Genomic DNA, 26,753 nt, shown 5'->3' on the forward strand with positions numbered 1-26,753 from the left:
AAAAGCCGCAGCGCAGCATTGGCGTGCGCACGAAACGGTGAAAATAAATGCCTTTGAGAATTCGCAGTTTCGGAGGAGTATTTCGCAACATCATTGCAAATTCCAAGGGGGCTATTCTTGCCTAAGAGCTTTCCCAACGCGCAAACAATTCCGGTCGGTGTCGCCGTGCGACGCACGCCGGGTGTGACACGTTGGGCCAAACATGCTTGGCGAGTATCGGCCGTTTTGCCTGGGGCCGGGCCGGCGGATTGGAAGCTGTTGCGGACGGAAGGTGATGTTGCAGAATTTCACGCCGCTACTTTGCCCCTCACGCTTTATGTGTCCGACGCCGAGGCATATGCCCACGAATTACAGACACGCGATCCTTCAATCTATATCATCTTGCGCCAGAACGAAGCGGCGTCTGATTTCCCATGGAAGGTCGCCGTCGTCACGGCCTCGCCCTATGAGGCGCAGGATTATTGCGATTCTTCCGAAGAATTGGTGGAAAAAATCCCGATGCCCGAGGGGTTGCACGCTTGGGTTCTCGAGTTCGTCGAGAATTTCTACGAAGAAGAAGCTTTTGTGAAACGCCGCCGCAAGAATATGAATGTGGATCAGGTGGAGGATGGCATCGGCGATCCGCGCATTCGCCAAGTGAGCGATGTCTATCGGGCCCCTCGACGAAAGGTGGCCCTGAATTGAGTGAATTTGGCTCATCTTGGGCGCGCCGCCGTGCCGCTGTTGCCGCAGAACAAGCTGCGGACGATATTGCCGCGCAAGAGGCGCAAGTGCAGGCCGAACAAGCCGCGCTTGAGGAAAAGACAGACGCTGAAATCCTTGAAGAACTTGATCTGCCCGACCCTGACAGCATGGTTATGGGGGATGATTTCAAAGTGTTCATGGCCAAAACCGTTCCGGCGCATATTCGCAAACGCGCGCTGCGCACGTTGTGGCGCAGCAACCCAGTTCTGGCCTGCGTGGATGGGCTGAATGACTATGATGACGATTATCTCACGGGCAGCACGGGGCAGGGTGTGATCAAAACCGGCTATCAAGTCGGCAAAGGCATGCTGTCGCATCTGTTGGAAATGGAACGCCAGAAAGAAGCCGCCGAAGCCTGCGAGGCTGATGAGACGCCGGTCATCGAGGTTGAACCGACTGAGGACCTGTCGGCCTTGACCGACGATGAACAAGACCGCCCTGCGATCGAAGCGTGTGCAACGCACGACGCGATCCCCGAAGATGCGACCCCCGAACATACGGCGATCGATGCGACGCAAGATCCAAAATCCTTACCACCGCGCCGGATGCGCTTTCAGTTCGAGGAACACTCTGCATGAACGTGGCGACGGCACAGCCCGATATTCTGGAAGAAGACCGCCTGCGCGCGGATTTGTACAACTATTTGGGGCTGATGTTGGTTGGCCCGCCTGATCAGATGCTACTCGATCAAAGCGCTGGGCTGACGGGCGACGACACTGATCTGGGGCAGGCGATCCAAGGGCTTGCGCGGGTTGCCAACGTGTCCAAACCCAAGGCTGTTCAGACCGAATTCAACGCGCTTTTCATCGGGTTGGGGCGGGGCGAATTGCTGCCCTATGCCAGCTATTACCTAACGGGGTTCTTGAATGAAAAGCCGCTTGCCAACTTGCGCGCCACGATGGCGACCTTTGGCATCGAACGTTCTGGTGACGTGTTCGAACCCGAAGACAACATTGCATCCCTTATGGAAATGATGGCCGGCATGATCGTTGGCCGCTTTGGCCGGGTTGCGACGGTTCAAGAACAACGCACGTTTTTCAATGCCCACATCGCAAACTGGGCGAAACTTTATTTCGAAGACCTTCAGGCCGCAAAATCATCGGTGCTTTATGCATCTGTTGGTGCTGTGGGGGCTGCGTTTATGGACATCGAACGCGAAGCATTTCGGATGACGGCAAGCTAACGCGCTTGCTTTTGAACTGGTGGGGATGCTCACCGTTAACAGAAAGGGGAGACATCCCATGAGCGATAAGACCAAAGGCGCAAGCCGCCGCGATTTTCTGAAGCTGGCAGGCACCGCTGCCCCCGCTGCGGCCGTTGCTGTGACGGCTGGCGCAACGCAAACCGAAGCACAACCTGCGGATTTGTCGTCCGAGACGATGCAAGACACCGCCCACACGCGCGCCTATCTCGAAAGTACGCGTTTCTAGAAATTCGGCGGTGAGCGCCGCCAAAAAAGAAGACGTCCGGCACGGCTGGATAAGGGAGGAAGAAAATGCTGAGAAAAAAGACCAACAGCACAACGCGTCGCACGGCGCGTACGCCAATCGTTGCCAATCAAGGGTCTCATTCAATTGACCGACGCGGGTTTCTGCGCGGATCAGGTCTTGCCATCGGTGGGTTGACGGCCATCGCTGCGACGGGCGGCACCGTCACCCAAGCGAGCGCCCAAACGGCCGCGACCCGCGCGGTCGAGACGATCAAATCAATCTGTACACACTGTTCTGTGGGCTGCACGGTCATTGCCGAAGTCGACAATGGTGTGTGGACCGGACAAGAACCCGGCTGGGACAGCCCGTTCAACCTTGGGGCGCACTGCGCCAAAGGGGCGGCGGTGCGCGAACATGCTCACGGTGAACGTCGCCTGAAGTACCCGATGAAAAAAGAAAACGGCGAATGGGTTCGTATCAGCTGGGAAACTGCGATCAACGAGATCGGCGACGGCATGAACAAAATCCGCGAAGAAAGCGGGCCGGATTCTGTCTATTGGCTGGGATCAGCCAAACACAACAACGAACAAGCCTATCTGTTCCGCAAATTCGCCGCCTATTGGGGCACAAACAACGTCGATCACCAAGCGCGCATTTGCCACTCGACCACGGTTGCGGGCGTAGCCAACACATGGGGCTACGGCGCCATGACCAACAGCTACAACGACATCCACAATTCGCGCGCGATCTTCTTGATCGGCGGCAACCCGGCCGAGGCACACCCGGTGTCGCTGCTGCACATGCTGCGCGCCAAGGAACAAAACAACGCGCCTCTGATCGTGTGCGATCCGCGCTTTACCCGCACTGCGGCCCACGCAGACGAATATGTTCGCTTCCGGCCCGGTTCGGACGTGGCATTGGTGTGGGGCATTTTGTGGCACATCTTTGAAAACGGTTGGGAAGACAAGGAATTCATCCGCACCCGCGTCTGGGGCATGGATCAAATCCAAGAAGAAGTCGCCCGCTGGACACCCGAAGAGGTCGAACGCGTCACTGGCGCCCCCGGCAGCCAACTGGAACGGGTTGCGCGCACCTTGGCCAACAACCGTCCCGGCACTGTAATCTGGTGTATGGGTGGCACACAGCACACCAATGGTAACAACAATACGCGTGCGTATTGTGTGCTGCAATTGGCGTTGGGCAACATGGGCACCGCAGGCGGCGGCACCAATATTTTCCGCGGCCACGACAACGTGCAAGGCGCCACTGACCTTGGCGTTTTGGCCGATACATTGCCGGGTTATTATGGCCTGTCTGCCGGATCATGGGCCCACTGGGCGCGTGTCTGGGACGAAGACCTTGATTGGCTCAAAGGCCAGTTCAGCGATGAAACTGTCGGCGAGACCCCGATGATGAACCTGACAGGCATTCCTGTCAGTCGCTGGATTGATGGCGTGCTGGAAGATGCCGCAGACATCGACCAACCCGACAGCACTCGCGCAATGGTCCTTTGGGGCCACGCGCCAAACAGCCAAACCCGTCAGAAAGAGATGAAGACGGCGATGGAAAAGCTCGACATGCTTGTCGTCGTGGATCCATATCCGACTGTTTCCGCCGTGTTGCAGGACCGTGAAGACGGTGTTTATCTGCTGCCCGCCTGTACGCAGTTCGAAACCCGTGGCTCTGTCACCGCGTCCAACCGGTCGCTGCAATGGCGTGACAAAGTTGTGGAACCGCTGTTTGAATCCAAAACAGACCACTGGATCATGGCGCGGTTTGCCGAAAAGTTCGGCTTCCACGATAAGTTCTTCCGCAACATCGCAATGGATGAAGGGGATGAACCCAACGTCGAGGACATCACGCGCGAGTTCAATAAAGGCATGTGGACCATCGGCTATACAGGGCAATCCCCTGAGCGGATGAAAATGCACATGGCCAACCAACACACCTTTGATCGCACATCTTTGCGCGCAATTGGTGGACCGGCAGATGGTGATACCTACGGGATGCCGTGGCCTTGTTGGGGCACTGCCGAAATGAACCACCCCGGCACGGCGAACTTGTATGACATGTCGTTGCCGGTGGCCGAAGGTGGCCTGACGTTCCGCGCCCGCTTTGGCGTTGAACGTGACGGCGACAACCTGTTGGCTGAAGGTGTCTTTAACCCCGGTTCCGAGATCGAAGACGGCTATCCAGAGTTCACGATGCAAATGTTGATTGATCTTGGCTGGGACGGCGATCTGACGCCCGAAGAGGCCGAAGCTATTGAAGCGGTTGCAGGGGCCAACACCAACTGGAAAACCGACCTATCGGGCGGCATTCAGCGAGTAGCCATTGCGCATGGTTGCGCACCCTTTGGCAACGCCAAGGCGCGCGCCGTGGTCTGGACCTTCCCAGATCCGGTTCCCATCCACCGCGAGCCGCTGTATTCCAACCGCCGTGATCTGGTGGCTGATTATCCGACTTACGAGGATAAGAAGTTCTGGCGCGTTCCGACCATGTATGCCTCGATCCAGGAAAAGGACTTTTCGAAAGATTATCCGATGATCCTGACCTCGGGCCGATTGGTCGAATACGAGGGTGGGGGCGATGAATCGCGATCCAACCCTTGGCTGGCCGAATTGCAGCAAGACATGTTCGTCGAAATCAACACGCGGGATGCCAACAACCTTGGTGTGCGTGATGGCGCGCAAGTCTGGGTCGAAGGGCCCGAAGGCGGCAAGGTCAAGGTGATGGCCATGGTCACTGAACGCGTCGGCGAAGGGGTGGCGTTTATGCCATTCCACTTTGGTGGTCACCTCGAAGGTGTTGATCTTAGGGATAAATATCCCGAAGGGGCCGACCCGTTTGTGTTGGGTGAATCCAGCAACACGGCACAAACCTATGGCTACGACAGCGTAACCCAAATGCAAGAGACCAAGGCGACTCTTTGCAAAATCACAACAGCATAAGGGAGAAGTAGAATGGCTAGAGCAAAATTTCTCGTTGATGCTGAACGCTGCATTGAATGCAACGCCTGTGTCACAGCCTGTAAGAACGAACACGAAGTGCCATGGGGGATCAACCGCCGCAAAGTGGTAACGATCAACGATGGCTCTCCGGGGGAACGTTCGATTTCGGTGGCATGTATGCACTGTTCGGACGCGCCGTGTATGGCGGTCTGCCCGACCGACTGTTTCTATCAAACAGAAGACGGCGTGGTCTTGCACTCCAAAGACCTGTGCATCGGCTGCGGCTATTGCTTTTATGCGTGCCCGTTTGGTGCGCCGCAATTCCCGCAGGCGGGCAACTTTGGATCGCGTGGCAAGATGGACAAATGCACCTTCTGCGCTGGTGGCCCAGAGGAGAACAACTCAACCGCCGAATTCGCCAAATACGGACGCAACCGCATCGCCGAAGGCAAACTGCCGATCTGCGCGGAAATGTGCGCAACCAAGGCTTTGTTGGCCGGCGACGGTGACATTGTGTCGGGCATCTATCGCGAACGGGTTGTCGCCCGCGGCTTTGGGTCCGGTGCTTGGGGTTGGGGCACGGCCTATGATCAAAAAGGCGGTTAAGCGCCTCTTTTTGAACGTATAAAAAGGGGCGGCCTTTTACGGGGTCGCCCTTTCTTTCATCCGACCAAAGGAAGCTTTGATGCTGCGTATTTTCAGCCTTCTCGTTCTTATATTGACGCTGTGCACGCCGTTACATGCGCAAGATGCGGGTGGTGACGCACGCGCGGCAACGGGTGGTGCGCAGACACTTGAAGACATCATGCGCAGGCAAGAAGGCCAAAGCATCGACGACAGTTTCCGCAGCGATCTAACGGGCGACCCAGAGGGCGCGGCGCCGTCACAAAACCAGCTTGGCACCCGAGGCGGGGCGTCGGACCCCGACCTGTGGCGAGCTTTTCGCTATGGCAGCGCTGATATCACAACACAAAGCCGCGGACCGGCGTCAACGACGCTGGTACAGGATGGCGGCATGTGGTGGCTGACCTTCCGCGAGGGGCCTTTGCTGCGCTTTGGCACCTATCTGCTGGCCGGAACGCTTTTGGCGCTTGTACTGTTTTACATGATCCGTGGCCGCATGCGGATCCACGGCGAAAAGACCGGGCGTACGATCACTCGTTTCAAAGCGTTTGAACGCTTTGGGCACTGGCTGCTGGCCTCTTCTTTCTTGGTGTTGGGGGTCACGGGGCTGATTTCGCTGTTCGGGCGCAAAGTGCTGATCCCGACCTTTGGCCATTACGCGTTTTCGTTTGTCGCTGTGGGCAGCAAATGGGTGCACAACAACGTCTCTTGGGCATTTATCGTCGCACTTGTCATCATTTTTGTCGTCTGGGTGGTGCATAATCTGCCCGACCGCACCGATCTGCGTTGGCTGGCCAAAGCGGGTGGTTTATTTGGCGGCGAACACCCTCCGGCCAAGAAATTCAACGCGGGTCAAAAGCTGATCTTTTGGGCCGTGATTGTTTTGGGTGGTTCGATTGCGCTGTCTGGGGTGTCTTTGCTGTTCCCGTTCACGTTCAACCTGTTTGGGCACACGTTTTCGACCCTCAACAGCATAGGTGCGCCGGGGTGGTTCGGCTTGGCTGACCTACCATATCCGCTGCAACCTCAGGAAGAAATGCAATACGCTCAACTGTGGCACGCGCTGGTCAGCCTTGTGCTGACGGCGATCATCTTTGCCCACATCTACCTTGGATCTGTGGGCATGGAAGGCGCGTTTGACGCCATGGGCAAAGGCGAGGTCGAGGAACAATGGGCACGCGAACATCACAGCATTTGGGCCGAAGAGGTCCTAGGGACCAAAGACCCCGGCAAAGAAGGAACTTGATATGAAAGCGTTTCTTTTGGCGTTACTCGCACTTGTTGTGATCTCGGTTGGTGCAAACCAAATTCTCGAACGTCTTGAGGCAGGCGGCGTGACAGGCGGAACTGCATCGGACAACGTGCGGCTGAACTAGGTGCATGTTTCCATAGTTTGATAATGTGAACCGTTTGTTGTCATGAATGGACGCAGGACAATTTGCGTTTCTTGATCCGGTTTTGGGACTTTCGCAGCGAACGGCATTTTCGCGCTTAACCCGCCTGTGCATTGTTGCTTTTCACCATCTCTTGTTGTCTGCCCAAATATCGATTATCCAGCCAACTTGAGATTTATGAATGTACGGTGATGCAAGTGTCTGAAAATAAAAGATATAATTTGCATCGCCATGCGCGCCTATCCGTTGCACCCATGATGGATTGGACAGATCGCCACTGTCGCTTCCTGCATCGGCAACTCAGCCGCGAGACACTGCTTTATACTGAAATGGTCACGTCCCCGGCGTTGGTGCGCGGTGGGGCGATGCATTTGTTGGCGCACGATGTGTCCGAACATCCGGTCGCATTGCAGCTTGGCGGTTCTGATCCCGTTGAATTGGCGCAAGCGGCGCGGATTGGGACAGAGGCGGGGTACGATGAAATCAACCTCAATTGTGGTTGCCCTTCTGATCGCGTGCAATCTGGTACGTTTGGTGCGGTTTTGATGCGAGATGCGGCGCGCGTGGCGGATTGTGTATCTGCAATGGGGGCCGCGGTTGACGTGCCGGTAACCGTTAAGTGCCGCATAGGCGTGGACGAACAAGACTCCGAAGAAGTGCTGCCCGAATTTCTGGCCCGCATCATCGCCGCTGGGTGTGACCGGGTGACGATCCATGCGCGCAAAGCTTGGTTAAAGGGCCTAAGCCCCAAGGAAAACCGTGATGTGCCGCCTTTGGACTATGATCTTGTGATGCGTATGAAGCAGTTGTTTCCACATCTGCATATTTCGATCAATGGCGGGGTGGAAACTTTGGATCAGGCGCTTGACCTGCTTGATATGGGTCTTGACGGGGTGATGATCGGACGGGCTGCTTATCACCAACCGGCGGACATTCTGGCGCAGGCAGACAGGCGGGTTTTTGGGCAAGATGAAGACAGCAACGCCGAAGCGGCCGTGATGGCCATGTTGCCATATATCGAGGCGCATCTGACGGTGGGTGGTCGGCTTAATCAAATCACGCGGCACATGTTGGGTCTGTTTTCAGGGCGCCCGGGTGCGCGGGCATGGCGGCGGACCTTGAGTGAAGGAGCCGTGCGACCCGGTGCCGGACCCGAGCTTGTTTTGGCCGCACTCAGCCATGTCACTGCTCTGGCTCCGGTGGCGAAAGCGGTGTAGACAGGCGTTGCCCTAAAAAGAAAGCGACACCTGTGCCAGATACGTTCCTTGTTCTTCAGATGTTGGTGCTTTTGGCGGTCATCGGTGCCTTTGCCGGTGTTTTAGCAGGTCTGCTGGGTGTGGGCGGTGGTATCGTCTTGGTTCCTGCGTTTTTCTATGCGTTTCAAGTGCTTGGCTATGATGGGCCGGGGTTGATGCAGATGTGTTTGGCCACGTCTTTGGCCACAATCATCGTGACATCGGTTCGATCCGTGCATGGGCACAACAAAAAGGGTGCCGTGGATTGGCAAATCCTGCGCACATGGGCGCCGGGCATCGTGATCGGCGCGGTTGTGGGGATGCTGGTGGTGGCGCAGCTGCGCACAACAACGTTGCAGGCGATCTTTGGCGTGCTGGCGTTGAGTGTTGGACTTTACATGGGCTTTGGCCGCAAGGAGTGGCGATTGGGTGCGGCTATGCCGACGGGATTGGGCCGTGCGGCCTTGTCGCCGGGCATGGGCTTTTTATCGGTTCTGATGGGCATTGGCGGGGGCAGCTTTGGTGTCCCGCTGATGAGCCTGTTTGCAGTGCCCATTCACCGCGCCGTGGCGACGGCGGCAGGGTTTGGGGTGCTGATTGCAGTGCCCGCAGTGATCGGGTTTTTGCTGGTGGATATGAGCGGCCCGGTGCCGCCCTTTACCATTGGCGCGGTTAACTTGATTGCATTCTTTGTTATCATCGCGATGACGTTGATCACGGCCCCTTGGGGGGTAAAACTGGCACACGCGATGGATCCGGGCCCGCTGAAGCGGGTATTTGCTGTGTTCCTTGTGTTTGTGGCGCTGAATATGTTGCGTAAGGCTGTCTTTGGATAAGGTAAACCAGATTTCGCAAGACGGGTTTGCTGTCTTTCACGCGGACCCAGAGGTTTCCGCTTGGGTAAAGGCCGCCTATCCGGTGGCTGTGTCTGTTGCCAGTGACCCGGTGGTGCGCGCGCAACAATTGCGTCATGGGGATACTTGGTTTGTGGGTGTGGATGTGCTGCCCAATGCGAAGGACGGCAGTATCAACGGCGTTGCATTAGGGGGCGCATGGCGCGACGTTGTGCCCGACATCACGTTGCACGCAGCCCAACTGTCGATCGTTTATCCGGGGTATCCCAAACGCGACGCAGCGCAGTCCGAGGCCAATCATCGTTACCGCATCGATCGGTTTGCAGCTCATGTAGATGGGTTGCTGCTTGAAGGTGCCGCACGCCGCCGCTTTGCGCGCGAGTTTCATGCCTATATTCTGGGTGTCCCATTGAATGATGCGACGGCGGCCCCGACGGTCGTGTGGCCGGGCAGTCATAAGATTATGCAGCATGCCTTGGTTGATGCCGTAGGGGACAAAGACCTTAACAAGGTTGATCTAACGCAGGCCTATCACGTGGCGCGGCGAAAGGTGTTTGAAACATGCGCGCCGGTTGCGATCCGTGCCAGACCGGGGGACGCGTTTTTGATCCACCGCTTCGCGCTGCATGGCACTGCGCCATGGGAAAGTGGGGCGGGGCCGGGGCGCATGATTGCATTCTTTCGGCCCGAATTCGCAAAAGCGCGCGATTGGCTCGGGTAACGGTCTCTGACTCAGAGACCGGCTGGAAACCGATGCGGTTTCCAAGGTCGGGTTTCGCCTCGAAATCCAGCCGGAGACTGCATCAGTCTCAGGCTCAGCGTTTCAGCCGGGCACTGCGCCCACCACGACGCCCTTTTGGGGCCGCCTCGCGCTTTGGAAGATCGGCCATGATGGCGCGGCGTTCTTCAGAACTCATTCCGCCCCAAGCGCCGATTTCATCGATCGAGCGCGCGCACCCTGCGCACAGGCGCGTTTCGGGGTGGATCACGCAAATCTGCACGCAAGGGCTTTCGACCTCGTTGCGGGTCCAGACGGGGATGTCGCGCGCTGAACGCGCCGCTTGATCGTTGTCGTTCATGTCGACCTCTTGATGACAGCCAGCCGGTCCAGCAGCCCTTGCAGGATATAACCCGCAGCCACATGGTCAATCACCTCTGCGCGACGCTTGCGGGTCGTATCCGCCTCCAACAGCGCTCTTTCCGCCGCCACAGTGCTTAGGCGTTCGTCCCAAAAGGTCACGGGCCCGTCCCAAAGTTTGGCAAAGTTACGGGCAAAGGCGCGGGTGGATTGGCATCGCGGTCCTTCGCTGCCATCCATATTGCGAGGCAGGCCCAGAACGACACCGCCGACGTGACGTGCGCCGATCAGTTCCACAAGGCGCGCTGCATCCAGCCCAAACTTTTTGCGCCGTACGGTTTCCAAGGGTGTCGCCACAGATTGATAGGTGTCACTGACGGCCACGCCAATGGTCTTGTCGCCAAGATCAAGGCCCATCAGCGGGCGCATGTCAGGCAAGGCAGCCGTAAAATCGTGTATATCGTCCGTGATCACTCCAAACCAACCCGATCCGCCACGTTGTTAAGGATATCCATCGCGCCGGGATCCTCGGCAAACACCTGTTTTGCGTTCTCGAAAATCGCACGCGATCTTTCAAACTCGCCCAAAACGCCAAGGGCCGAGATCAACTGCGCCCATTCTTCTGCCGGGCCGCCATCGGTGGCCAGCCGCTCACTTAGGCCTTCGACCATACCTTGGATCATTTGCATGCGCTCAGCCGGGCTCATGTCGCTGGCCGCATCGATATCTGCAGCCGTTGGGCCGCGACCCGTTCCAATGGCAGGGCGGGCATAGTCCACACCTGCACGTTCTGCCATGTCGTCGATTTGGGCGCTGACTGGCGAAATCCACGGCGCATCCGGGGGGCCTTCACGCAGCAACTGATCCCAGATGCGCAAGGCCGTGTCAGGCCGCCCGGTTTGCGCCATCATCAAACCATAGTAATAGCGCGACGGCCCGTCACCGGGGTTCAAGGCAAGTGCTTGTTCCAAGACCGCTTCGGCTTCGGGCGACACATATCCCCCCGCAGACAAAATCATCAGGTCGGCATGTTCAGAATAATCTGTGGCCGAAACGTCCTGTCCCTTAAGCGAAAGGACAGTCGCCTTTGCCGCATGGGCCGCCGCAAAGTTCCCAAGGCGGGCTTCGGCTTGGCTGAGCAAGGTGAAACCTTGCAGATCATTAGGCCGTGTTTGCACAGCATTGCGCAATTGCACAACAAGGGCGGTATAATCAGTACTGGCATCGGGAGCGGGCGCGGCGGGCACGCTGGCCTCCGCACTTGCTTGACTCGGGCGTTCTGCGCGTAAAATGCGAGCGCTTTCAATACGATCAGAAAGCGCCAGATCACCGTAACCTGGCGCGCCCAGCTCAGAATACATCGCAAAGGCACCGACAGCCAAAACCAAGGCTGTGACACCCACAACAACTGGCGCACCGCGCCCCTGTTTTGTTGTATCTTCATGGCGTTTTTGGGCCGCGTCCGCCGCGAGAATACGGCGGGACACTTCAGTTTGGGTCCGCTCGGCATCAGCTGCGGAGATGACGCCGCGCTCAAGGTCACGCGTCACCTCTTTTAACTGATCGCGGTAAACGGCCAAGTCATAGGCCGCAGGCGGCCGGGCATCTTCGCCACCACGCATCAGCGCACGCGCCAGCGCAGCCACAACCACAAGCGTCAGCAATCCCGTAATAGCCCAAAACAGCATAACGCCCCCTTTTTTCTCAAAACCTCCTGTGGTGTAGCCTCTGGAATGCGTCGACAAAAGAGGCATTGCGCCGCATTTGGACACAGCTTTGTCAGTTGGGCGCTGCCTCGTGTCGCAAATTTGATAAAAAGTGCCGCCCATGCGGGCCTTTTTCTTTACACAACACGTCATTACACAAACACGTCTACGCCAATCGATTCCACTGCCGGAGCGCGCCGCCCCATGAAACGATATTCAGCATTTGCCATCGCCCGCGAAGCGGCGCGCTATCACGCAGGTTGGGAACGCGCATGGCGCGCGCCTGAACCGAAAGCCAAATATGATGCGATCATCATTGGGGCAGGCGGGCACGGGCTGGCCACGGCCTATCACTTGGGCAAGAATTTTGGCATCACCAACGTCGCTATCCTTGAAAAAGGCTGGCTTGGCGGCGGTAACACTGGGCGCAACACTACCATCATTCGCAGCAATTACCTGCAAGATCCGTCCGCTGCGATTTACGAAAAATCACGCAGCCTATACGAAACGATGTCTCAGGATTTGAACTACAACGTTATGTTCAGCCCGCGCGGCGTCATTATGCTGGCCCAAACCCAACACGAAGTGCGCGGCTATCAACGCACCGCCCACGCCAACGCGTTGCAAGGGGTCACGACCGAATTCATCGGCCCCGAAAAGGTCAAAGAATTGGTGCCGATCATCAACATCGACGGCCCGCGCTATCCTGTGTTGGGTGGCCTGTGGCAAGCGCGCGGCGGCACAGCGCGCCATGACGCTGTGGCGTGGGGCTATGCACGGGCCTGTTCCGATATGGGCATGGACGTGATCCAAAAGTGCGAAGTCACAGGCATTCGGCGCGAAAACGGCAAAGTCGTCGGCGTTGACACCACCAACGGTGCCATCGGTTGCGACAAACTAGGCATCGTGGTGGCCGGCCATTCGGGCGATGTGGCGAATATGGCGGGCTTTTCCCTTCCCATCGAATCTGTCGCACTTCAAGCGTTGGTATCTGAGCCGATCAAACCCTGCATGGATGTGGTTGTGATGGCCAACACCGTGCACGGCTATATGTCACAATCCGACAAGGGCGAGATGGTGATTGGCGGCGGCACGGATGGCTACAACAACTACACCCAACGCGGATCCTTCCACCATATCGAAGAAACCGTGCGCGCCCTGATCGAAACCTTCCCGATGATCTCACGCCTCAAAATGCTGCGGCAATGGGGCGGGATTGTGGATGTAACGGGTGACCGCTCGCCCATTCTATCCAAAACCCCGGTCGAGGGCGTGTTCGTCAACTGTGGCTGGGGCACCGGCGGGTTCAAGGCGATCCCGGGTTCGGGTTGGGCCATGGCAGAGTTGATGGCCAAAGGGCATTCACCGCTGACGGATGAATTTTCACTGAATCGCTTCCGCGCAGGCAAGTTCATCGACGAAAGTGTCGCAGCAGGGGTGGCGCACTGATGCGAATGTCATCCAAACACATGCTTGGGCGTTTTTTCTCAAAATCAGCGGGACGCAGCCCGCGCAATCCAGTGAAATCGGCTAAGCTTGGCCCGTTTGATGGCGCTCGGCCCGCTATGATTGCACCAAATGCCAAAGCTGCGCTGATGGAGGCTCACAGACAGGAGCAACCATCATGTCAGACAATTCACACGCAAACTTTAGCCGGTCCAGCGGCACCAGCGGGCGGGGCGTGCTTATCGCCTTTGTTGTCGTTGTATGCATTGTCGCGTTCATCGCGCTTATCGGATCGTTTGGGACCGACCAGCCAAACGACAATGCGATCACGCCGGCTGTGCAGTCGCCGGTCCTCCCGGCCGTCGACTGACACAACCCCACCCATTCTTTACACCCCACTTGGCGGGCGTCATTTGACGTCCGTTTTTTTTGCGTTTTCCACTAAAATAGGAGCGCACATATGCTGATCCTGACATGTCCGTGCTGCGGCCAAACCGGCGAAGAAACCGAATTCCACGCAGGCGGAGAAGCACACCTGAAACGCTTTGGTCCCGGTTCTAGCGACAATGACTTTGAGGGCTACATGTTCACCCGTCAAAACCCCAAAGGTGTGCACTTTGAACGCTGGCGCCATGTCTATGGTTGCGGCAAATGGTTCCATGTGGCGCGCTGTACCACGACGTTGGAAGTGTTCGGCACATACCCCGCGCAAACGCTGGAACCGCCCAGGGACCTGCGTGACAAAATCAGCGAAAAGCGCCCGGGCTGGTCGTGGGGGGATTTCTCGTGATCCAACTTCATCTTGCAAGAAAAACTCCCGCCGGAGGCTCCGACACCTCTGCTGCTACAAAGGCCCGAACATGAGCACACGACTGTCCACAGGTGGCCGCCTTATCAACAAGGACAAGCCCGCCCAGTTCACCTTTAACGGTAAAACCCTAAAAGGGTTTGAGGGCGACACGCTTGCCTCTGCGCTTTTGGCCAATGACCAGATGCTGGTGGGGCGTTCGTTCAAATATCACCGCCCACGTGGCATCGTCGCCAGCGGCGTCGAAGAACCCAACGCGCTGGTGAACCTTGGGGACGGCGACAGTTTTGAACCCAACCAACGGGCCACCACAACGGAGCTGTTTGACGGGTTGACAGCCACCAGTCAAAACCACTGGCCTAGCCTTGAATTTGATGTGGGCGCGATCAACGCCAAGCTGGCGCGGTTTATGCCTGCCGGGTTCTATTACAAAATGTTCATCCATCCGCGCCCCTTGTGGAAACATGTCTATGAACCGTTCATTCGCCATGCCGCGGGCCTTGGCAAAGCGCCCAAAGAACGGGACGGCGACACATATGAACACTTCCACGCTTTTTGTGATGTGTTGGTGATTGGTGGGGGCATTGCAGGTTTGACAACGGCCAAGGCCGCGGCGGCCACGGGCGCGCAGGTGCTTGTACTTGAGCAAACCGCGCAATTTGGCGGGCGGGCGCCCGTTGACGGGGGCGCTGTCGATGGCGCGCCGGTGGACAAGGTGGTGGACACTTTGGTGTCCGAACTCTCTGCCATGCCCAACGTCACTTTGCGCAACCGCACCATGGGTGCAGGTGTTTATGACCACGCGTATGTGTTGGGATATGAACGGCTTACGGATCATTTGGCAGATGTAGACGGTCCGCGCCATCGCCTTTGGCGCATCCGGGCAGGCCATGTGATCACCGCTACAGGCGCGCTTGAACGCCCACTTAGCTTTGCGGGCAATGATGTGCCGGGTGTCATGCTGGCCTCAGCTGTGCGTGATTATGTGGTGAACTATGGTGTCAGCCCGGGGGACCGCACGGTCGTTGTGGCCAACAATGACGACGCCTATCGTACCGCAATTACCCTAAAAACAGCAGGTTTAAGCGTGCCCGCCATTCTGGATGCACGCGCGCCATCCACCGATAGCCCGCTGATAGAACAAGCAAAGGCCGCGGGTATACGCGTAATGCTAGGACACGGGGGCGCAAAGGTCCTTGGGACCAAACGCGTCACCGGCGTCGCCGTCTGTGCGCAAGCAGGCGAGGGTGCCGTGCTTGAAGAGATCGCATGCGATACTGTGGCCATGTCGGGTGGTTGGTCGCCCGTGGTGCACTTGTGGTCTCATTGTGGCGGTAAGCTGCTGTGGGACAATGATTTTGCCATGTTCCGCCCCGATGTCGACAAAGCACCGACCGGCGCGGATGGCGCTGCCTTTGTCAGTGTTGCCGGGTCTGCAAACGGTCATTTTGGGCTGACAGAAATCCTCGGGGATGCGCATGCCAAAGGGCACGCGGCGGCGCGCACGACAGGTTTTGCTCCGGCCAAAGTCAGTGCACCCAATGCAGACAGCGTGACCGAAGCCCCAATGGCCCCCGTCTGGTTGATGCCCCAAGGTGCAGGCATCGCTTTGCGCAGTAAGGCGTGGCTTGATTATCAAAACGACGTCAAAGTGTCTGACGTGCAACTGGCTGCACAAGAAGGATTTGAATCCGTTGAACATGCCAAGCGTTACACGACGTTGGGCATGGCGACGGATCAAGGAAAGTTAAGCAACATCAATGGTCTTGCGATCCTTTCTGATGCACTGGATCAACCTATTCCGCAAACAGGGACCACGACGTTCCGCCCACCTTATACCCCGATTTCGATGGGCGCGATCGCGGGCGAAGCGCGCGGCGACGTATTCCAACCGATCCGGCGCACGCCGATGTATGATTGGCATCAAGCGAACGGTGCCGATTGGGAACCCGTTGGCCAATGGCGCCGCCCCTATGCCTATGTTCGGCACGGCGAGACTGTGCATGACGCGGTGATGCGCGAAACCAAGAACACCCGCGAAAACCTTGGTCTGCTGGATGCCTCAACCCTTGGCAAAATCATCGTCAAGGGGCCGGACGCGGGCAAATTCCTTGATATGCTCTATACCAATATGATGAGCACGTTGAAGCCGGGCAAATGCCGTTATGGCCTGATGTGTAGCGAAAACGGGTTTCTGGTCGATGACGGCGTTGTGGCACGCATCGATGACGACACATTTTTGTGCCACACGACAACAGGCGGCGCCGAAAGCATCCATGGCCACATGGAAGAATGGCTGCAAACCGAGTGGTGGGATTGGGATGTTTACGTTGCCAATGTCACGGAACAATACGCCCAAATCGCCGTTGTTGGTCCCAAGGCACGCATCGCATTGGAAACGCTTGGCGGCATGGATGTGTCCAAGGACGCGCTTGGCTTTATGGAATGGGCTGATGGCACGATTGGCGGCTTTGACGTGCGGGTCTATCGCATCTCGTTCTCGGGTGAACTCAGCTATGAAATCGCCGTGCGCGCCAGCGAGGGGCAGGCGTTTTGGGATGCGTTGATGACCGTTGGCGCACCCCATAACGTGATGCCCTATGGCACTGAAGCGCTGCATATTTTGCGCGCCGAAAAAGGGTTCATCATGATCGGGGATGAAACCGATGGCACCGTGATCCCGCAAGATTTGGGGCTGCACTGGGCCTTGTCGAAAAAGAAAGACGACTATTTGGGCAAGCGGGCCCATCTGCGCAGTCATATGGCGGACCCTGAACGCTGGAAACTGGTGGGGCTGGAAACCACGGATGGTTCAGTGTTGCCGGATGGCGCCTATGCAGTGGCGCAGGGGCGCAATGCCAATGGGCAGCGCCATGTGCAGGGGCGCGTGACGTCGTCCTATCATTCACCCAACTTGGGGAAAGGGATTGCGATGGGGCTGGTACTGCATGGGCCGGACCGCATGGGCGAAGAGCTGGAGTTTCCGGGCACCGATGGCAAAACCTATACCGCGCGCATCGTCAGCCCAGTGTTTTACGATCCAAAAGGGGAAAAACAGGATGTCTAATGCTGTGACAGCCCTAAACGGGGCCGCTTGGTCCGATGGGATCGCCGCGATTTCCGAGGCCCCCTTGCAAGGCATGATCACCCTGCGGGGCGATCTGAGCGCGTCGAAAGTGATCAAGGCCGCCACCCGCGTTGCGGGCGTCAAAATGCCCGAAGCCGGGGGGGCCAATTGCAACGGCGACAGTGGTTTGTGCTGGATGTCAGCGGACGAGGTGTTGATCCTGTGCCCCTACGTTGAGGTCGCCGCCAACTTGGCCAAGCTGAACAAGGCGCTGGCCAAAGTGCACGCGTTGGCTGTGGACGTATCAGATGCGCGCGCGATGTTTCGCGTCAGCGGGCAGGGCGCGCGGGATGTGATGGCCAAACTCGCCCCCGTTGATGTCAGCCCCAAGGCGTTTTCAATCGGCAGGTTTCGTAGAACCCGCATGACGCAGGTGCCTGCCGCCTTTTGGATGCAGGACGAAGACAGGTTCGAAATCGTCTGCTTTCGATCGAACGCGCAATACATGTTTGATCTGCTGAAGGTGGCGGCACAAAAAGGTTCAAGCGTCGACTATTTCTGATGCTTCGAGGGCGTGGGGTCACGGTTGAATGCGCGACAATTGCGCAAATGCCGCCTGTGGCGCGGACATGGCCTTGACGAAGCCCCCTCGCGCCCTTCATTTGGCATGAGCAAACACATCGCCTTTCATAACCGTAAAAAGGGGGCCCTCATGGCTTTTTCACTTCCCGATCTTCCTTATGCCCACGACGCGCTGGCGTCCAAAGGCATGTCTGCCGAAACGTTGGAATTCCACCACGACCTGCACCACAACGCCTATGTCACCAATGGCAACAAAGCGATTGAGGGCACGGAATGGGCGGGCAAGTCTTTAGAAGAGATCATTGTCGGCACATATGACGCCAAATCGGTCGCGCAGAACGGTATCTTCAACAACATCAGCCAGTTGTGGAACCACAACCAGTTCTGGGAAATGATGGGCCCGAACGGCAACGCGATGCCGGGTGATCTGGAAAAAGCGCTTGTCGAAAGCTTTGGGTCGGTTGACGCGTTCAAGTCCGAGTTTTCGGCCGCAGGCGCTGGGCAATTTGGGTCCGGCTGGTGCTGGTTGGTCAAAGACACCGATGGCGCTTTGAAAGTAACCAAAACGGAAAACGGCGTGAACCCGCTGTGTTTTGGCCAGACAGCGCTTTTGGGCTGTGATGTGTGGGAACATTCCTATTACATCGATTTCCGCAACAAGCGCCCAGTGTACCTGACGAACTTCCTGGACAACCTTGTAAACTGGGAGAACGTAGCGTCCCGCATGTGATTTTTTGAATCGCATATGCAGGTGCTTAACCTGTAATGCGCTGAAGGGCTTTGGATTTACCAAAGCCTTTTTTATTGAGTAAATGATTTATTTTGTTAATGTAGATTATATTTGACAATATATTTACCAAATAACCTTGGGGGAGGTTTATGAAAAATTTAATTGCCGTCGTTATTTTGGCGTTTCTACCTGCATGTGATTTTTTACGAGACGAAGCGGGCTACCCCGGTGGGCGTGTCGAACGCATTGCGGATGAAAAGATATTCGAGGCCCGATCACAACGTCAAAGGGCGGATCGGTATCTTATGAGCCTGACCATACTTGCCCCTTTGGCGGCGGACTTTACCGAAACCTCGTCGCAGGCGAAATCTGCGGCTGTGTTGATCAACTCCGGTTATGATGTACTCGCCCGTATGCGCGCGGCGTCCAATCCGGATACGTCATGCTTGAATGCAAGCCGGTTCAGCGCACCTGAAAAGGCCCAAGGCAGCACAGTGCCCGCCGTCACATCTGTAAATTGCGGTTTGAAAAACGCCGACGCCACGGATGATTTCAATTCAGCTTTCGCTTTTGAGGCGCATTCAAGAGAAATGCAAAGCACGCTGTATTCGCTGTCAAAACTGGTGCTAAACGCCGCGGAATTGGATGGGCTTGCTGAAGACATTGTCGAGTTAAACTATCTGGGTGTCATCAGGCATGGCAAACGTGTCTTTCCCGTCGCGCGCCGCGCATTGGCCACCTACCGCGATACAATTGTCGTCTATGCGGATGCGGTAAACGCAGCGTGTGGATTTGAACAACCGGAATGCGCGGGATTAAAAGACGAATTGGAAGAGTTTCGAACAGGAAAGAACGTTAAGATTTCAGATGAATTTGCTGAACGAGCCATTCGCGCGCTGCTTCGGTCTGTGAATGCGTCAATGTCGGTTGAAGATGCCCAGACATGGCAGCTTAAAGATCAGCATATCAAGGGATTGGTCTACCACATTGACGTGTCTTGCCAGCGCCTTGTGGGCAAACAATTTTCTGACAATGGGCAAGACGAATTGGACAAGGTTGAAAACTGCGGCGGCACGCACGCATTGCTGACCGCAGACGGTAACAAAACAAGCGCGAACCGAAAAACGTTTCTGGATCAAAACTAGCGCGTCTAGCTTGGTGATGCGGCCAGCAGGTCCAGAGTTTGGGCGCTGTCCGTCGCCACTTGGATAAAGTCCATCAGGCTGACGTCGGCAAAACCATTGTCGATCACGTGCCGGATCAACACCAATAACGGATCCCAATAGCCTTTTGTGTTGATCAAAATCACTGGTTTTTCGTGCAACCCCAACTGACGCCATGTCAGCACCTCGAACAGCTCGTCCAGCGACCCGGCGCCACCGGGCAGCACGGCAATGGCATCGCAATTCATGAACATGACTTTTTTGCGCTCGTGCATGGTTTCGGTGACCACGTAACGCGTCAAATCCGTTTTACCGACTTCCCATTCCACCAGATGGCGCGGAATCACCCCGAACGTGTCGCCGGCGGCCTTTTGCGCCGCGCGTGCCACTGTGCCCATCAGCCCGACGTCGCCGGCACCGTAGACCAGCCGCCAGTTGCGCGCGGCAATGCCCTGACCCAACTGTTCAGCTTCGGCCGCGAAGGCAGGGTCATTACCTGTGCGGGCACCACAAAAGACGCAAACGGACAATGGGTTCATAACAACAGTTCCTTAAGACAGCGCATGAAAGTGGCGTGGAATAACAGCCGTGTTTTGACCCTTGTAATGTCGCCTGCTAAGGAAGCGCAACGAAGCTGGCCCAATTGGGGCGCGGGAGTGGGTGAGAATGTCGAAACTGGCGGTTTTTGCGGGAAGCAATGGTGCCCTTGTGGGTGGTGCGGGCGTTGTGGCTGTCGTGGCTATTGCGGCGGGGGTCTATGTAAACAGTCGGATTGACCCGCCAAACACAGCGCCTGAAACCCAAGCCGTGGTCGAAGCCGCGGTGACACCTGAGGTGGCTGAGGTTCCTGAACCGGTTGTGCCAGTGGAATCGCCTGATGTTGCATCCATTGCGCCGCCTTCGATTGACGAAGTCCGCTTGGAAGCGGATGGGTTGACGATCATCGCCGGGCGCGCTGCTCCGGACAGTGCTGTATCTGTGTTGCTGGACGGGACAGAGAATACGACCGTCACCGCAGATTCTGGCGGCAGTTTTGCGGCTATCACGATCCTGCCTCCAAGCCCCAAGGCGCAAGTTTTGTCCCTTGTTCAACGTTTGAATGGTGAAGACGTGGCTTCGCTTGATGAAGTCATCCTTGCGCCCCAACCGGCGGCTGCTCCTGAAACGGTGGCGCAGGCAGATGAGCCAGAAGAAGCGAACCCCACGCCCGAAGCGGAAAACGCAAGCCCAGAACCCGAAGTCGCCGCTGTTGAAGCTGATGCCGCCACGGATGATGTGGCTGAGGTGTCCGACCCTGCGGCGACAGAGGCCACGCCGGAAAACACAGAACAAGACGTTGTTGCCGCGCTTACAGAGCCTGCACCCGAAGTACCCGAGGATGCCGCAAACGCTGTTGACGATCCTGCACCCGAAGCTGAGGCGGTTGAAGCCGCCGACGCGCCGGAAGCTGTTGCACCAGAGGAAGTCGCAACCGACGATGCACCGGAACCTGCAGTACCAGAGCAAGTTGCAACGGACGATGCACCGGAAACTGCCGCACCAGAAGAGGTCGCTACGGATGACGCACCGGAAGCTGTCGTGCCAGAGCAAGTTGCAACGGATGACGCACCGGAGACCGCCGCACCAGAACAGGTTGCAACGAACGATGCACCGGAAGTCGTCGCCACAGAGCAGGTCACAACGGATGATGCACCGGAACCTGCCGCCCCTGAGCAGGTCGCTACGGATGATGCACCAGAGGCCGCCGCACCAGAACAGGTTGCAACAGGTGATGCACCGGAACCTGCTGCGCCAGAACAGGTTGCAACTGATGACGCACCGGAACCTGCGGCACCAGAGCAGGTCGCAACGGACGATGCACCGGAGGCCACCGCCACAGAACAGGTTGCTACGGAAGATGCACCGGAAGCTGCCGCACCCGAACAGGTGGCAAGCAACGACACCTCAGAGGCTACGGCTCCTTTGGTGCTGAAATCCACTGCTGAAGGTGTCGAAGTGCTTAGCAATGCGCGTCCGGAAGTGCTGGAAAACATTGCGCTTGATACGATTAGCTATTCGGTGGAAGGCGATGTGCAACTTGCCGGGCGCGCCCAATCCGAGGCGGAAGTGGTGCGTGTTTATGTCAATAACCGCCCGATCGCAGATCTGGACGTGGACACCAATGGGGATTGGCGGGGCGAGTTACCGCAGATCGACACCGGTGTTTATACACTGCGCGTGGATGAACTGGATCAAGCGGGCGAAGTGACCAGCCGTGTGGAAACGCCGTTCCGGCGCGAAGATCCCGCGATTCTGGCACAAAGCGATAACGAAGCCGAAGCGGCTAAACGCATCACGGTTCAGGCTGGCAATTCGTTGTGGGCCATTGCGCGCGACCGCTACGGCGAGGGGCGGCTGTATGTACAACTGTTTGAGGCCAACAAAGACCGGATCCGCGACCCTGATCTGATCTTTCCTGGGCAGGTTTTTGACCTTCCAAATTAGGCCGCGGCACTGGTCTATCGCCACGGGCTGAACTAAGTAGTCACGTCTGACCTTGAAGGACGTGACTTATGCCTGCTGACACGACTGCTTCCTCTGCCCCGCGGGGCAATGCGGCGACGCCACCGCCAGGTGGTCCGACTTCGTCAGAGCGCGCCGAACGGGCTTCGGGGTTGCGCACGATTCGAAAAGTTGCGCCCTATCTTTGGCCTGACAACATGCCTTGGGTCAAAAAGCGTGTCGTGCTGGCGCTTATCGCGCTTGTCGTGTCCAAGCTGATCTCGGTCTATACGCCGATCATCTATCGCAATGCAGTGGATGCATTGGCGGATAGCGGCGTGTCGCCACTTGCGCTGGGCGCTGTGGGGCTGACCCTTGCCTATGGGTTTGCGCGCCTAATGACGGTCGGTTTTCAGCAGCTGCGGGACGCGATCTTTACCCGCGTGGGGCAACGAGCATTGCGTATGCTTGCGCTTGAGACATTCCAGCACATTCACCGCCTGTCCATGCGGTATCACATCACGCGCAAGACAGGTGGGCTGTCGCGGATTATCGAACGCGGTGTGAAAGGCGTTGAATTTCTGCTGCGGTTTTTGCTGTTTTCCATCGGACCGTTGGTTCTGGAACTAGTGTTGATTGGGATCATCCTGACGATCCTTTTTGATGCGTGGTATCTGTTGATTGTAAGTGTCACGATTGGAATTTACGTCTGGTTTACATTCGCGGTGACCGAATGGCGGGTCAAACTGCGCCGTGTGATGAACGATCAGGACACGGACGCCAATCAAAAGGCGATCGACAGTTTGCTGAACTATGAAACCGTCAAATATTTCGGCGCGGAATCCCGCGAAGCAAAGCGTTATGACGCGGCAATGGCGGGTTACGAAGAAGCGGCGGTTAAGACCAACTATTCCTTGGCGTTTTTGAACTTTGGACAGTCGGTGATTATCACTTCGGGCCTTGTTGGCATTATGATTATGGCCGCAGTTGGGGTGCAGAACGGGACCCTGACGGTGGGCGATTTTGTAATGGTCAACGCCTACATGATTCAGATCACTATGCCGCTGAATTTCCTTGGCACCGTCTACCGCGAAATCCGTCAGGCGCTTGTGGATATGGGGCAGATGTTTGATCTGCTCGAACAGCCCGCCGAAGTGACAGACAAACCGGAGGCTCCTGTTTTGAACGTCACGGGCGGACGGGTAGAGTTGCGCGATGTGCATTTTGGCTATGACCCTGAACGCGCGATCCTAAAGGGCGTCAGTCTTGTGGCAGAGCCCGGAGAACAGGTGGCCATTGTCGGATCGACCGGGTCAGGCAAATCCACCATCGGGCGCTTGCTGTTTCGGTTTTACGATGTGGGCGACGGCGCGTTGAGCATCGATGGTCAAGACATTCGCGACGTGACCCAAGAAAGTCTGCACGCCGCCATCGGCGTCGTCCCGCAGGACACGGTGCTTTTTAACGACACGATTCACTACAATATCGCCTATGGGCGCGACAATGCGAGCGAAGCAGACATCGTTGCTGCTGCCAAGGCCGCACAAATCCACGATTTTATCCAACGTTTGCCAGATGGGTATCAGACCACCGTGGGGGAACGTGGCTTGAAGCTGTCCGGAGGCGAAAAGCAGCGCGTGGGTATTGCGCGCACATTGCTGAAAAACCCGCCCATCTTATTGTTGGACGAGGCGACAAGTGCGCTTGATACCGAAACCGAACAAGAGATCAAGGACGCCCTTAATGCAGCAGGCGAGGGGCGCACAGTGCTGACGATTGCGCACCGCCTCAGCACCATTGCTGAGGCCGACAGGATCGTTGTGCTTGAGGACGGGTTGGTTGTGGAATCAGGCACCCATGACGCCTTGCTGGCCCGTGATGGGCGCTATGCCCAACTGTGGCATCGCCAGCAGTCCGATGACGAAGGCTAACGCAAGCCGTCACGGCTTGCGGTCGTTTTTCGAGGCGAAAAACCTGTGGGGCGTTTCTGCCTGTCGGCTTTAGATTTGCAGGCCAAGAACAAAGACCATCAACGGCACGGGGGCCACTGCAACAAGCAGCGTTAAGAACGTCGCACCCGGCGAAAACAGCCCGCTTAGGCCGGCCATCATCATAATGCCGCCACCGCCGCCAATGATGGAATTTCCTGGCGTGTTTACGGCAAGTGCAATGGCAATGTACCGATATTTCAAAGCCAGCTTCAGCATGCGCGGGGATCGCCCTTCAAGCAGTACGGCGAGCCGTTCTTCTTGTGAAAGGGGGGCTGCGCGGGCCAAAAGATCGGCAGAGCGGCGCATTCCGATGCCTGAAAAACCACGCTCAAGCGCGCTGATTGGAAAGAAGCGCCCGATGACGTAGGCCAGCATCATCGCGGCGACCGTAGTGATGTAGATCAACGGCGCGATGCCAGAACCGAAGGCGGCCAGCATTGCCACCCCGATTTCCGCGCCCGGCACGAAGGGTAAGGCAAGTAAGCCGATATAGGCCAAGGCGGCGAATAGGATTGCATAGCGAATGTCTTGTTCGTTGGCTGGGGTGACTTCAAGGTCTAGGACCTCTCGGATCGTGCTGATGCACCACCACGCAAACAAAACGAATCCGATAAGAAAAATGTAGCGCAGCAAAACCTTGCGCGAAAAGAGCCGGGGCTGGGTCAAATGCACTGCCTCATTGGGGTAGGCACGTGCCGCAGGGACGCTTGGGTTTTGCGCATGTCATGCCCAATGCCCGCGCAAAGCCATCGACGCACGGTGCGCTGGACAAGGCGGTGATGGGAAGGAATTTAGGCATGGGTGCTCGCATTTATCTGCCGCAAACCCATTTTGTGTTTGTCGGTTACAGCGTTCAGCATAGTCAGCCGTTTCGATTCCGCAAACGAGAAACATAGCGATCGCCGCCAGTTGACGGGATCTGTTTCGTTTTTGTTGCGATGGCGGGGCCGTTGGGCGGAGGACGAGGGCTAAAGCCCTCTGATCCGCCTTACTGTGGCCAAAGCGCTGTGTCGGGGTGGAATTGCGACCATGCAAACCAGAACGCTTGGTGACTGCCGAGGTCGCCGCCATTGGCATCTGTCGCCCTGATCCCGCCGCCATCGAGCGCAAGGCGCACGTTTTGAAAGGACACAGATTGCCCGGCTGTCAGGGCCGCAAAGGCGGCGCTACGGCGAAAGGCAATGGGCGTGCCGTTCGCAGTGGTCACGCCAATGACGTCTTCTTGGACGGGCAGGCGCGGGTCGACGTCGCCCACCGGAAAGATCGGCCCATTGGCGTCGCGCGTGTTGCGCAGATCAAAATCGCGCCCCAGTGCAAGCTCTTCTATCAGTACGGTGGTGTCCGGGTGGGCCGCTTTCCATGTACCCCATTCCGTCGTGATCACAGTGGCCTGTTTCAATTGCACATCGCGCCGCGCAAGACGCCCGGTCACAGCCTTGCCCAAAAACGTATCGAAAACCGAGAACGTGTTAAGGTCATACATCACCTTGTTCGATCGGCTTAACAAACCTGAGGTGCGCAAGATTGGGCGCTTGACGCCTCGCGGTAGATCATCGGTGAAAAAGGCCTGCGCCGCCCCGCACAACGTACAATAAGGAATGCCCAGATCGCGTCCGCCAAGGGTGTCGTTGACCATTTCGCGCACCTCCATGATGCGCCGTGGGTAGGCGCGGAATTCGCCGTTCACCTCGATACCAAACACGATATCGCTGTCTTTCAACCATGTGGCTTCGGCGGCTGTGCTGACTTCGGGGTTGTCGATTGCGGCGATGCACGAACAAATGTCCTTGCTGCCAAAGGGGCGATCATCGATGCCAACACCGCCCCAGCCGACCAGTTGCCAGTCGATGTCGCCGCGTACAAAAATCCGCTCCATGCCGGGCAGATAGTTGGTATAGACCGCCCGTTTGTGGCGCAAATAACCGGGATAAGCGGGAATATCCCACGCAATCAGGTGGTCGATGATTTCAGCACTGTGGCGCAGCGTATCAAGGTCTTGGCCGATAATCTCGGTGGCTGTCCGCACCAATGCTGCGCCAAATTCCGGGCGCCAGCTAAACCGCATCATGTCAGTCAACAACCAAACCACGCGCGCATCTTTTGAGGCGGCGATGGTGTCAAAGGTGGCCGTCTGGGTCGAAACCCAATTGGCCTGATCAATGCTGTGCGACACAAGCGCCTTTAAGGCTGCGCGCAAGGCGCTATTAGGTGGACCGCTGATCGCTGGGGGCGGCGCGCCGAATTCGGCGATCACATAGTCGGGCAGGGCCTGTGCCTTGGCAGGCGCGCCAAATGTGGCGAACAGTGCCAAAGCCAGCACGGTGCATGCGGCGATCTTGCGGAGATAGCGATGGAAATGACGGGCGTGATCCATATTCGGGCCTTCTTGTGTAAACATGTCGATACCCAAAGCCGGGCGACGTGCGGCGGTTTAGGAAACCAACCGCGCCTTTCGCCACAACTTAGCTG

Annotated in this window: 26 protein-coding genes; 20 read left to right on the forward strand and 6 right to left on the reverse strand. The window is 57.2% G+C overall.

The features are described from left to right. Positions 1–117: 117 nt before the first annotated feature. The 11 genes from ABJF76_RS15755 (at position 118) to ABJF76_RS15805 (ending at position 9,953) form a co-directional block, all read left to right on the forward strand. Positions 118–684, forward strand: a complete 567-nt coding sequence (locus ABJF76_RS15755) for a DUF3305 domain-containing protein (RefSeq protein WP_413819448.1) — start codon at positions 118–120, stop codon at positions 682–684. Beyond that, positions 681–1,322, forward strand: a complete 642-nt coding sequence (locus tag ABJF76_RS15760; protein ID WP_413819447.1) for a DUF3306 domain-containing protein — start codon at positions 681–683, stop codon at positions 1,320–1,322. Before ABJF76_RS15755 ends, ABJF76_RS15760 begins: the two co-directional genes overlap by 4 nt. After that, the gene (locus ABJF76_RS15765; protein ID WP_413819446.1) at positions 1,319–1,927 is read left to right on the forward strand and encodes a molecular chaperone; all 609 of its coding nucleotides are present in this window, start codon (positions 1,319–1,321) and stop codon (positions 1,925–1,927) included. Before ABJF76_RS15760 ends, ABJF76_RS15765 begins: the two co-directional genes overlap by 4 nt. Positions 1,928–1,985: 58 nt before the next feature. Beyond that, positions 1,986–2,174, forward strand: a complete 189-nt coding sequence (locus tag ABJF76_RS15770) for a twin-arginine translocation signal domain-containing protein (protein WP_413819445.1) — start codon at positions 1,986–1,988, stop codon at positions 2,172–2,174. A gap of 65 nt (positions 2,175–2,239) precedes the next feature. Continuing rightward, positions 2,240–5,125, forward strand: a complete 2,886-nt coding sequence (locus ABJF76_RS15775) for a formate dehydrogenase subunit alpha (RefSeq protein ID WP_413819444.1) — start codon at positions 2,240–2,242, stop codon at positions 5,123–5,125. A 12-nt stretch (positions 5,126–5,137) separates the two neighbouring features. Next, on the forward strand, positions 5,138–5,731 hold the full coding sequence (gene fdh3B, locus ABJF76_RS15780; protein ID WP_413819443.1) for a formate dehydrogenase FDH3 subunit beta: 594 nt from the start codon (positions 5,138–5,140) through the stop codon (positions 5,729–5,731). A 79-nt stretch (positions 5,732–5,810) separates the two neighbouring features. Next, positions 5,811–6,995, forward strand: coding sequence for a formate dehydrogenase subunit gamma (locus ABJF76_RS15785; RefSeq protein WP_413819442.1), 1,185 nt, complete (start codon positions 5,811–5,813; stop codon positions 6,993–6,995). A gap of 1 nt (position 6,996) precedes the next feature. Then, positions 6,997–7,125 (forward strand): hypothetical protein, encoded by a 129-nt coding sequence (locus ABJF76_RS15790; protein ID WP_413819441.1) that lies wholly within the window; start codon positions 6,997–6,999, stop codon positions 7,123–7,125. Between the two features lie 215 nt (positions 7,126–7,340). Next, positions 7,341–8,360, forward strand: a complete 1,020-nt coding sequence (gene dusA, locus ABJF76_RS15795) for a tRNA dihydrouridine(20/20a) synthase DusA (protein ID WP_413819440.1) — start codon at positions 7,341–7,343, stop codon at positions 8,358–8,360. A gap of 32 nt (positions 8,361–8,392) precedes the next feature. After that, the gene (locus ABJF76_RS15800) at positions 8,393–9,214 is read left to right on the forward strand and encodes a sulfite exporter TauE/SafE family protein (protein WP_413819439.1); all 822 of its coding nucleotides are present in this window, start codon (positions 8,393–8,395) and stop codon (positions 9,212–9,214) included. Further along, a complete protein-coding gene (locus ABJF76_RS15805) occupies positions 9,207–9,953 on the forward strand; it encodes a hypothetical protein (RefSeq protein WP_413819438.1) in 747 nt (248 codons plus the stop codon). Before ABJF76_RS15800 ends, ABJF76_RS15805 begins: the two co-directional genes overlap by 8 nt. Before the next feature lie 94 nt (positions 9,954–10,047). On the opposite strand, the gene ABJF76_RS15810 is transcribed toward ABJF76_RS15805, so the two are convergent. The 3 genes from ABJF76_RS15810 to ccmI are packed head-to-tail and all read right to left on the reverse strand — an operon-like array spanning position 10,048 to position 11,998. Then, the gene (locus tag ABJF76_RS15810; RefSeq protein ID WP_413819437.1) at positions 10,048–10,311 is read right to left on the reverse strand and encodes a DUF1289 domain-containing protein; all 264 of its coding nucleotides are present in this window, start codon (positions 10,309–10,311) and stop codon (positions 10,048–10,050) included. Beyond that, positions 10,308–10,784 (reverse strand): Holliday junction resolvase RuvX, encoded by a 477-nt coding sequence (ruvX, locus tag ABJF76_RS15815; RefSeq protein WP_413819436.1) that lies wholly within the window; start codon positions 10,782–10,784, stop codon positions 10,308–10,310. The genes ABJF76_RS15810 and ruvX overlap by 4 nt, the downstream gene beginning before the upstream one ends. Further along, positions 10,781–11,998 carry a c-type cytochrome biogenesis protein CcmI gene (ccmI, locus tag ABJF76_RS15820; protein WP_413819435.1) on the reverse strand — a complete coding sequence of 406 codons (1,218 nt, stop codon included), beginning with the start codon at positions 11,996–11,998 and terminating at the stop codon, positions 10,781–10,783. Before ccmI ends, ruvX begins: the two co-directional genes overlap by 4 nt. A 222-nt stretch (positions 11,999–12,220) precedes the next feature. Between ccmI and ABJF76_RS15825 the strand changes: the two genes are divergently transcribed. The 7 genes from ABJF76_RS15825 (at position 12,221) to ABJF76_RS15855 (ending at position 19,794) form a co-directional block, all read left to right on the forward strand. Then, positions 12,221–13,465, forward strand: a complete 1,245-nt coding sequence (locus ABJF76_RS15825; protein ID WP_413819434.1) for a sarcosine oxidase subunit beta family protein — start codon at positions 12,221–12,223, stop codon at positions 13,463–13,465. 175 nt (positions 13,466–13,640) lie between these two features. Next, the gene (locus ABJF76_RS15830; RefSeq protein ID WP_413819433.1) at positions 13,641–13,832 is read left to right on the forward strand and encodes a hypothetical protein; all 192 of its coding nucleotides are present in this window, start codon (positions 13,641–13,643) and stop codon (positions 13,830–13,832) included. A gap of 90 nt (positions 13,833–13,922) precedes the next feature. Next, the gene (locus tag ABJF76_RS15835) at positions 13,923–14,252 is read left to right on the forward strand and encodes a sarcosine oxidase subunit delta (RefSeq protein WP_413819432.1); all 330 of its coding nucleotides are present in this window, start codon (positions 13,923–13,925) and stop codon (positions 14,250–14,252) included. 70 nt (positions 14,253–14,322) lie between these two features. Further along, the gene (locus ABJF76_RS15840) at positions 14,323–17,337 is read left to right on the forward strand and encodes a sarcosine oxidase subunit alpha family protein (protein WP_413819431.1); all 3,015 of its coding nucleotides are present in this window, start codon (positions 14,323–14,325) and stop codon (positions 17,335–17,337) included. Next, complete coding sequence (locus ABJF76_RS15845; RefSeq protein WP_413819430.1) at positions 17,330–17,899, forward strand: sarcosine oxidase subunit gamma; 570 nt, start codon at positions 17,330–17,332, stop codon at positions 17,897–17,899. Before ABJF76_RS15840 ends, ABJF76_RS15845 begins: the two co-directional genes overlap by 8 nt. A 150-nt stretch (positions 17,900–18,049) precedes the next feature. Continuing rightward, the gene (locus ABJF76_RS15850) at positions 18,050–18,649 is read left to right on the forward strand and encodes a superoxide dismutase (RefSeq protein WP_413819429.1); all 600 of its coding nucleotides are present in this window, start codon (positions 18,050–18,052) and stop codon (positions 18,647–18,649) included. Between the two features lie 149 nt (positions 18,650–18,798). Beyond that, the gene (locus ABJF76_RS15855) at positions 18,799–19,794 is read left to right on the forward strand and encodes a hypothetical protein (protein ID WP_413819428.1); all 996 of its coding nucleotides are present in this window, start codon (positions 18,799–18,801) and stop codon (positions 19,792–19,794) included. Between the two features lie 5 nt (positions 19,795–19,799). Here ABJF76_RS15855 and ABJF76_RS15860 read toward each other — a convergent pair whose 3' ends face one another. Further along, positions 19,800–20,351, reverse strand: coding sequence for a TIGR00730 family Rossman fold protein (locus tag ABJF76_RS15860; RefSeq protein WP_413819427.1), 552 nt, complete (start codon positions 20,349–20,351; stop codon positions 19,800–19,802). Between the two features lie 127 nt (positions 20,352–20,478). On the opposite strand from ABJF76_RS15860, the gene ABJF76_RS15865 reads away from it, so the two are divergent. Both ABJF76_RS15865 and ABJF76_RS15870 read left to right on the forward strand, forming a co-directional pair. Then, on the forward strand, positions 20,479–22,296 hold the full coding sequence (locus ABJF76_RS15865) for a LysM peptidoglycan-binding domain-containing protein (RefSeq protein WP_413819426.1): 1,818 nt from the start codon (positions 20,479–20,481) through the stop codon (positions 22,294–22,296). Between the two features lie 68 nt (positions 22,297–22,364). Beyond that, a complete protein-coding gene (locus tag ABJF76_RS15870; RefSeq protein WP_413819425.1) occupies positions 22,365–24,224 on the forward strand; it encodes an ABCB family ABC transporter ATP-binding protein/permease in 1,860 nt (619 codons plus the stop codon). Between the two features lie 69 nt (positions 24,225–24,293). Here ABJF76_RS15870 and ABJF76_RS15875 read toward each other — a convergent pair whose 3' ends face one another. After that, complete coding sequence (locus ABJF76_RS15875) at positions 24,294–24,950, reverse strand: hypothetical protein (protein WP_413819424.1); 657 nt, start codon at positions 24,948–24,950, stop codon at positions 24,294–24,296. 322 nt (positions 24,951–25,272) lie between these two features. Then, positions 25,273–26,682, reverse strand: coding sequence for a DUF3179 domain-containing (seleno)protein (locus ABJF76_RS15880; RefSeq protein ID WP_413819423.1), 1,410 nt, complete (start codon positions 26,680–26,682; stop codon positions 25,273–25,275). Between the last annotated feature and the right edge of the window lie 71 nt (positions 26,683–26,753).

Origin of the sequence: Tateyamaria sp. (genome assembly GCF_039940735.1) — a bacterium.
Taxonomy (GTDB): domain Bacteria; phylum Pseudomonadota; class Alphaproteobacteria; order Rhodobacterales; family Rhodobacteraceae; genus Tateyamaria.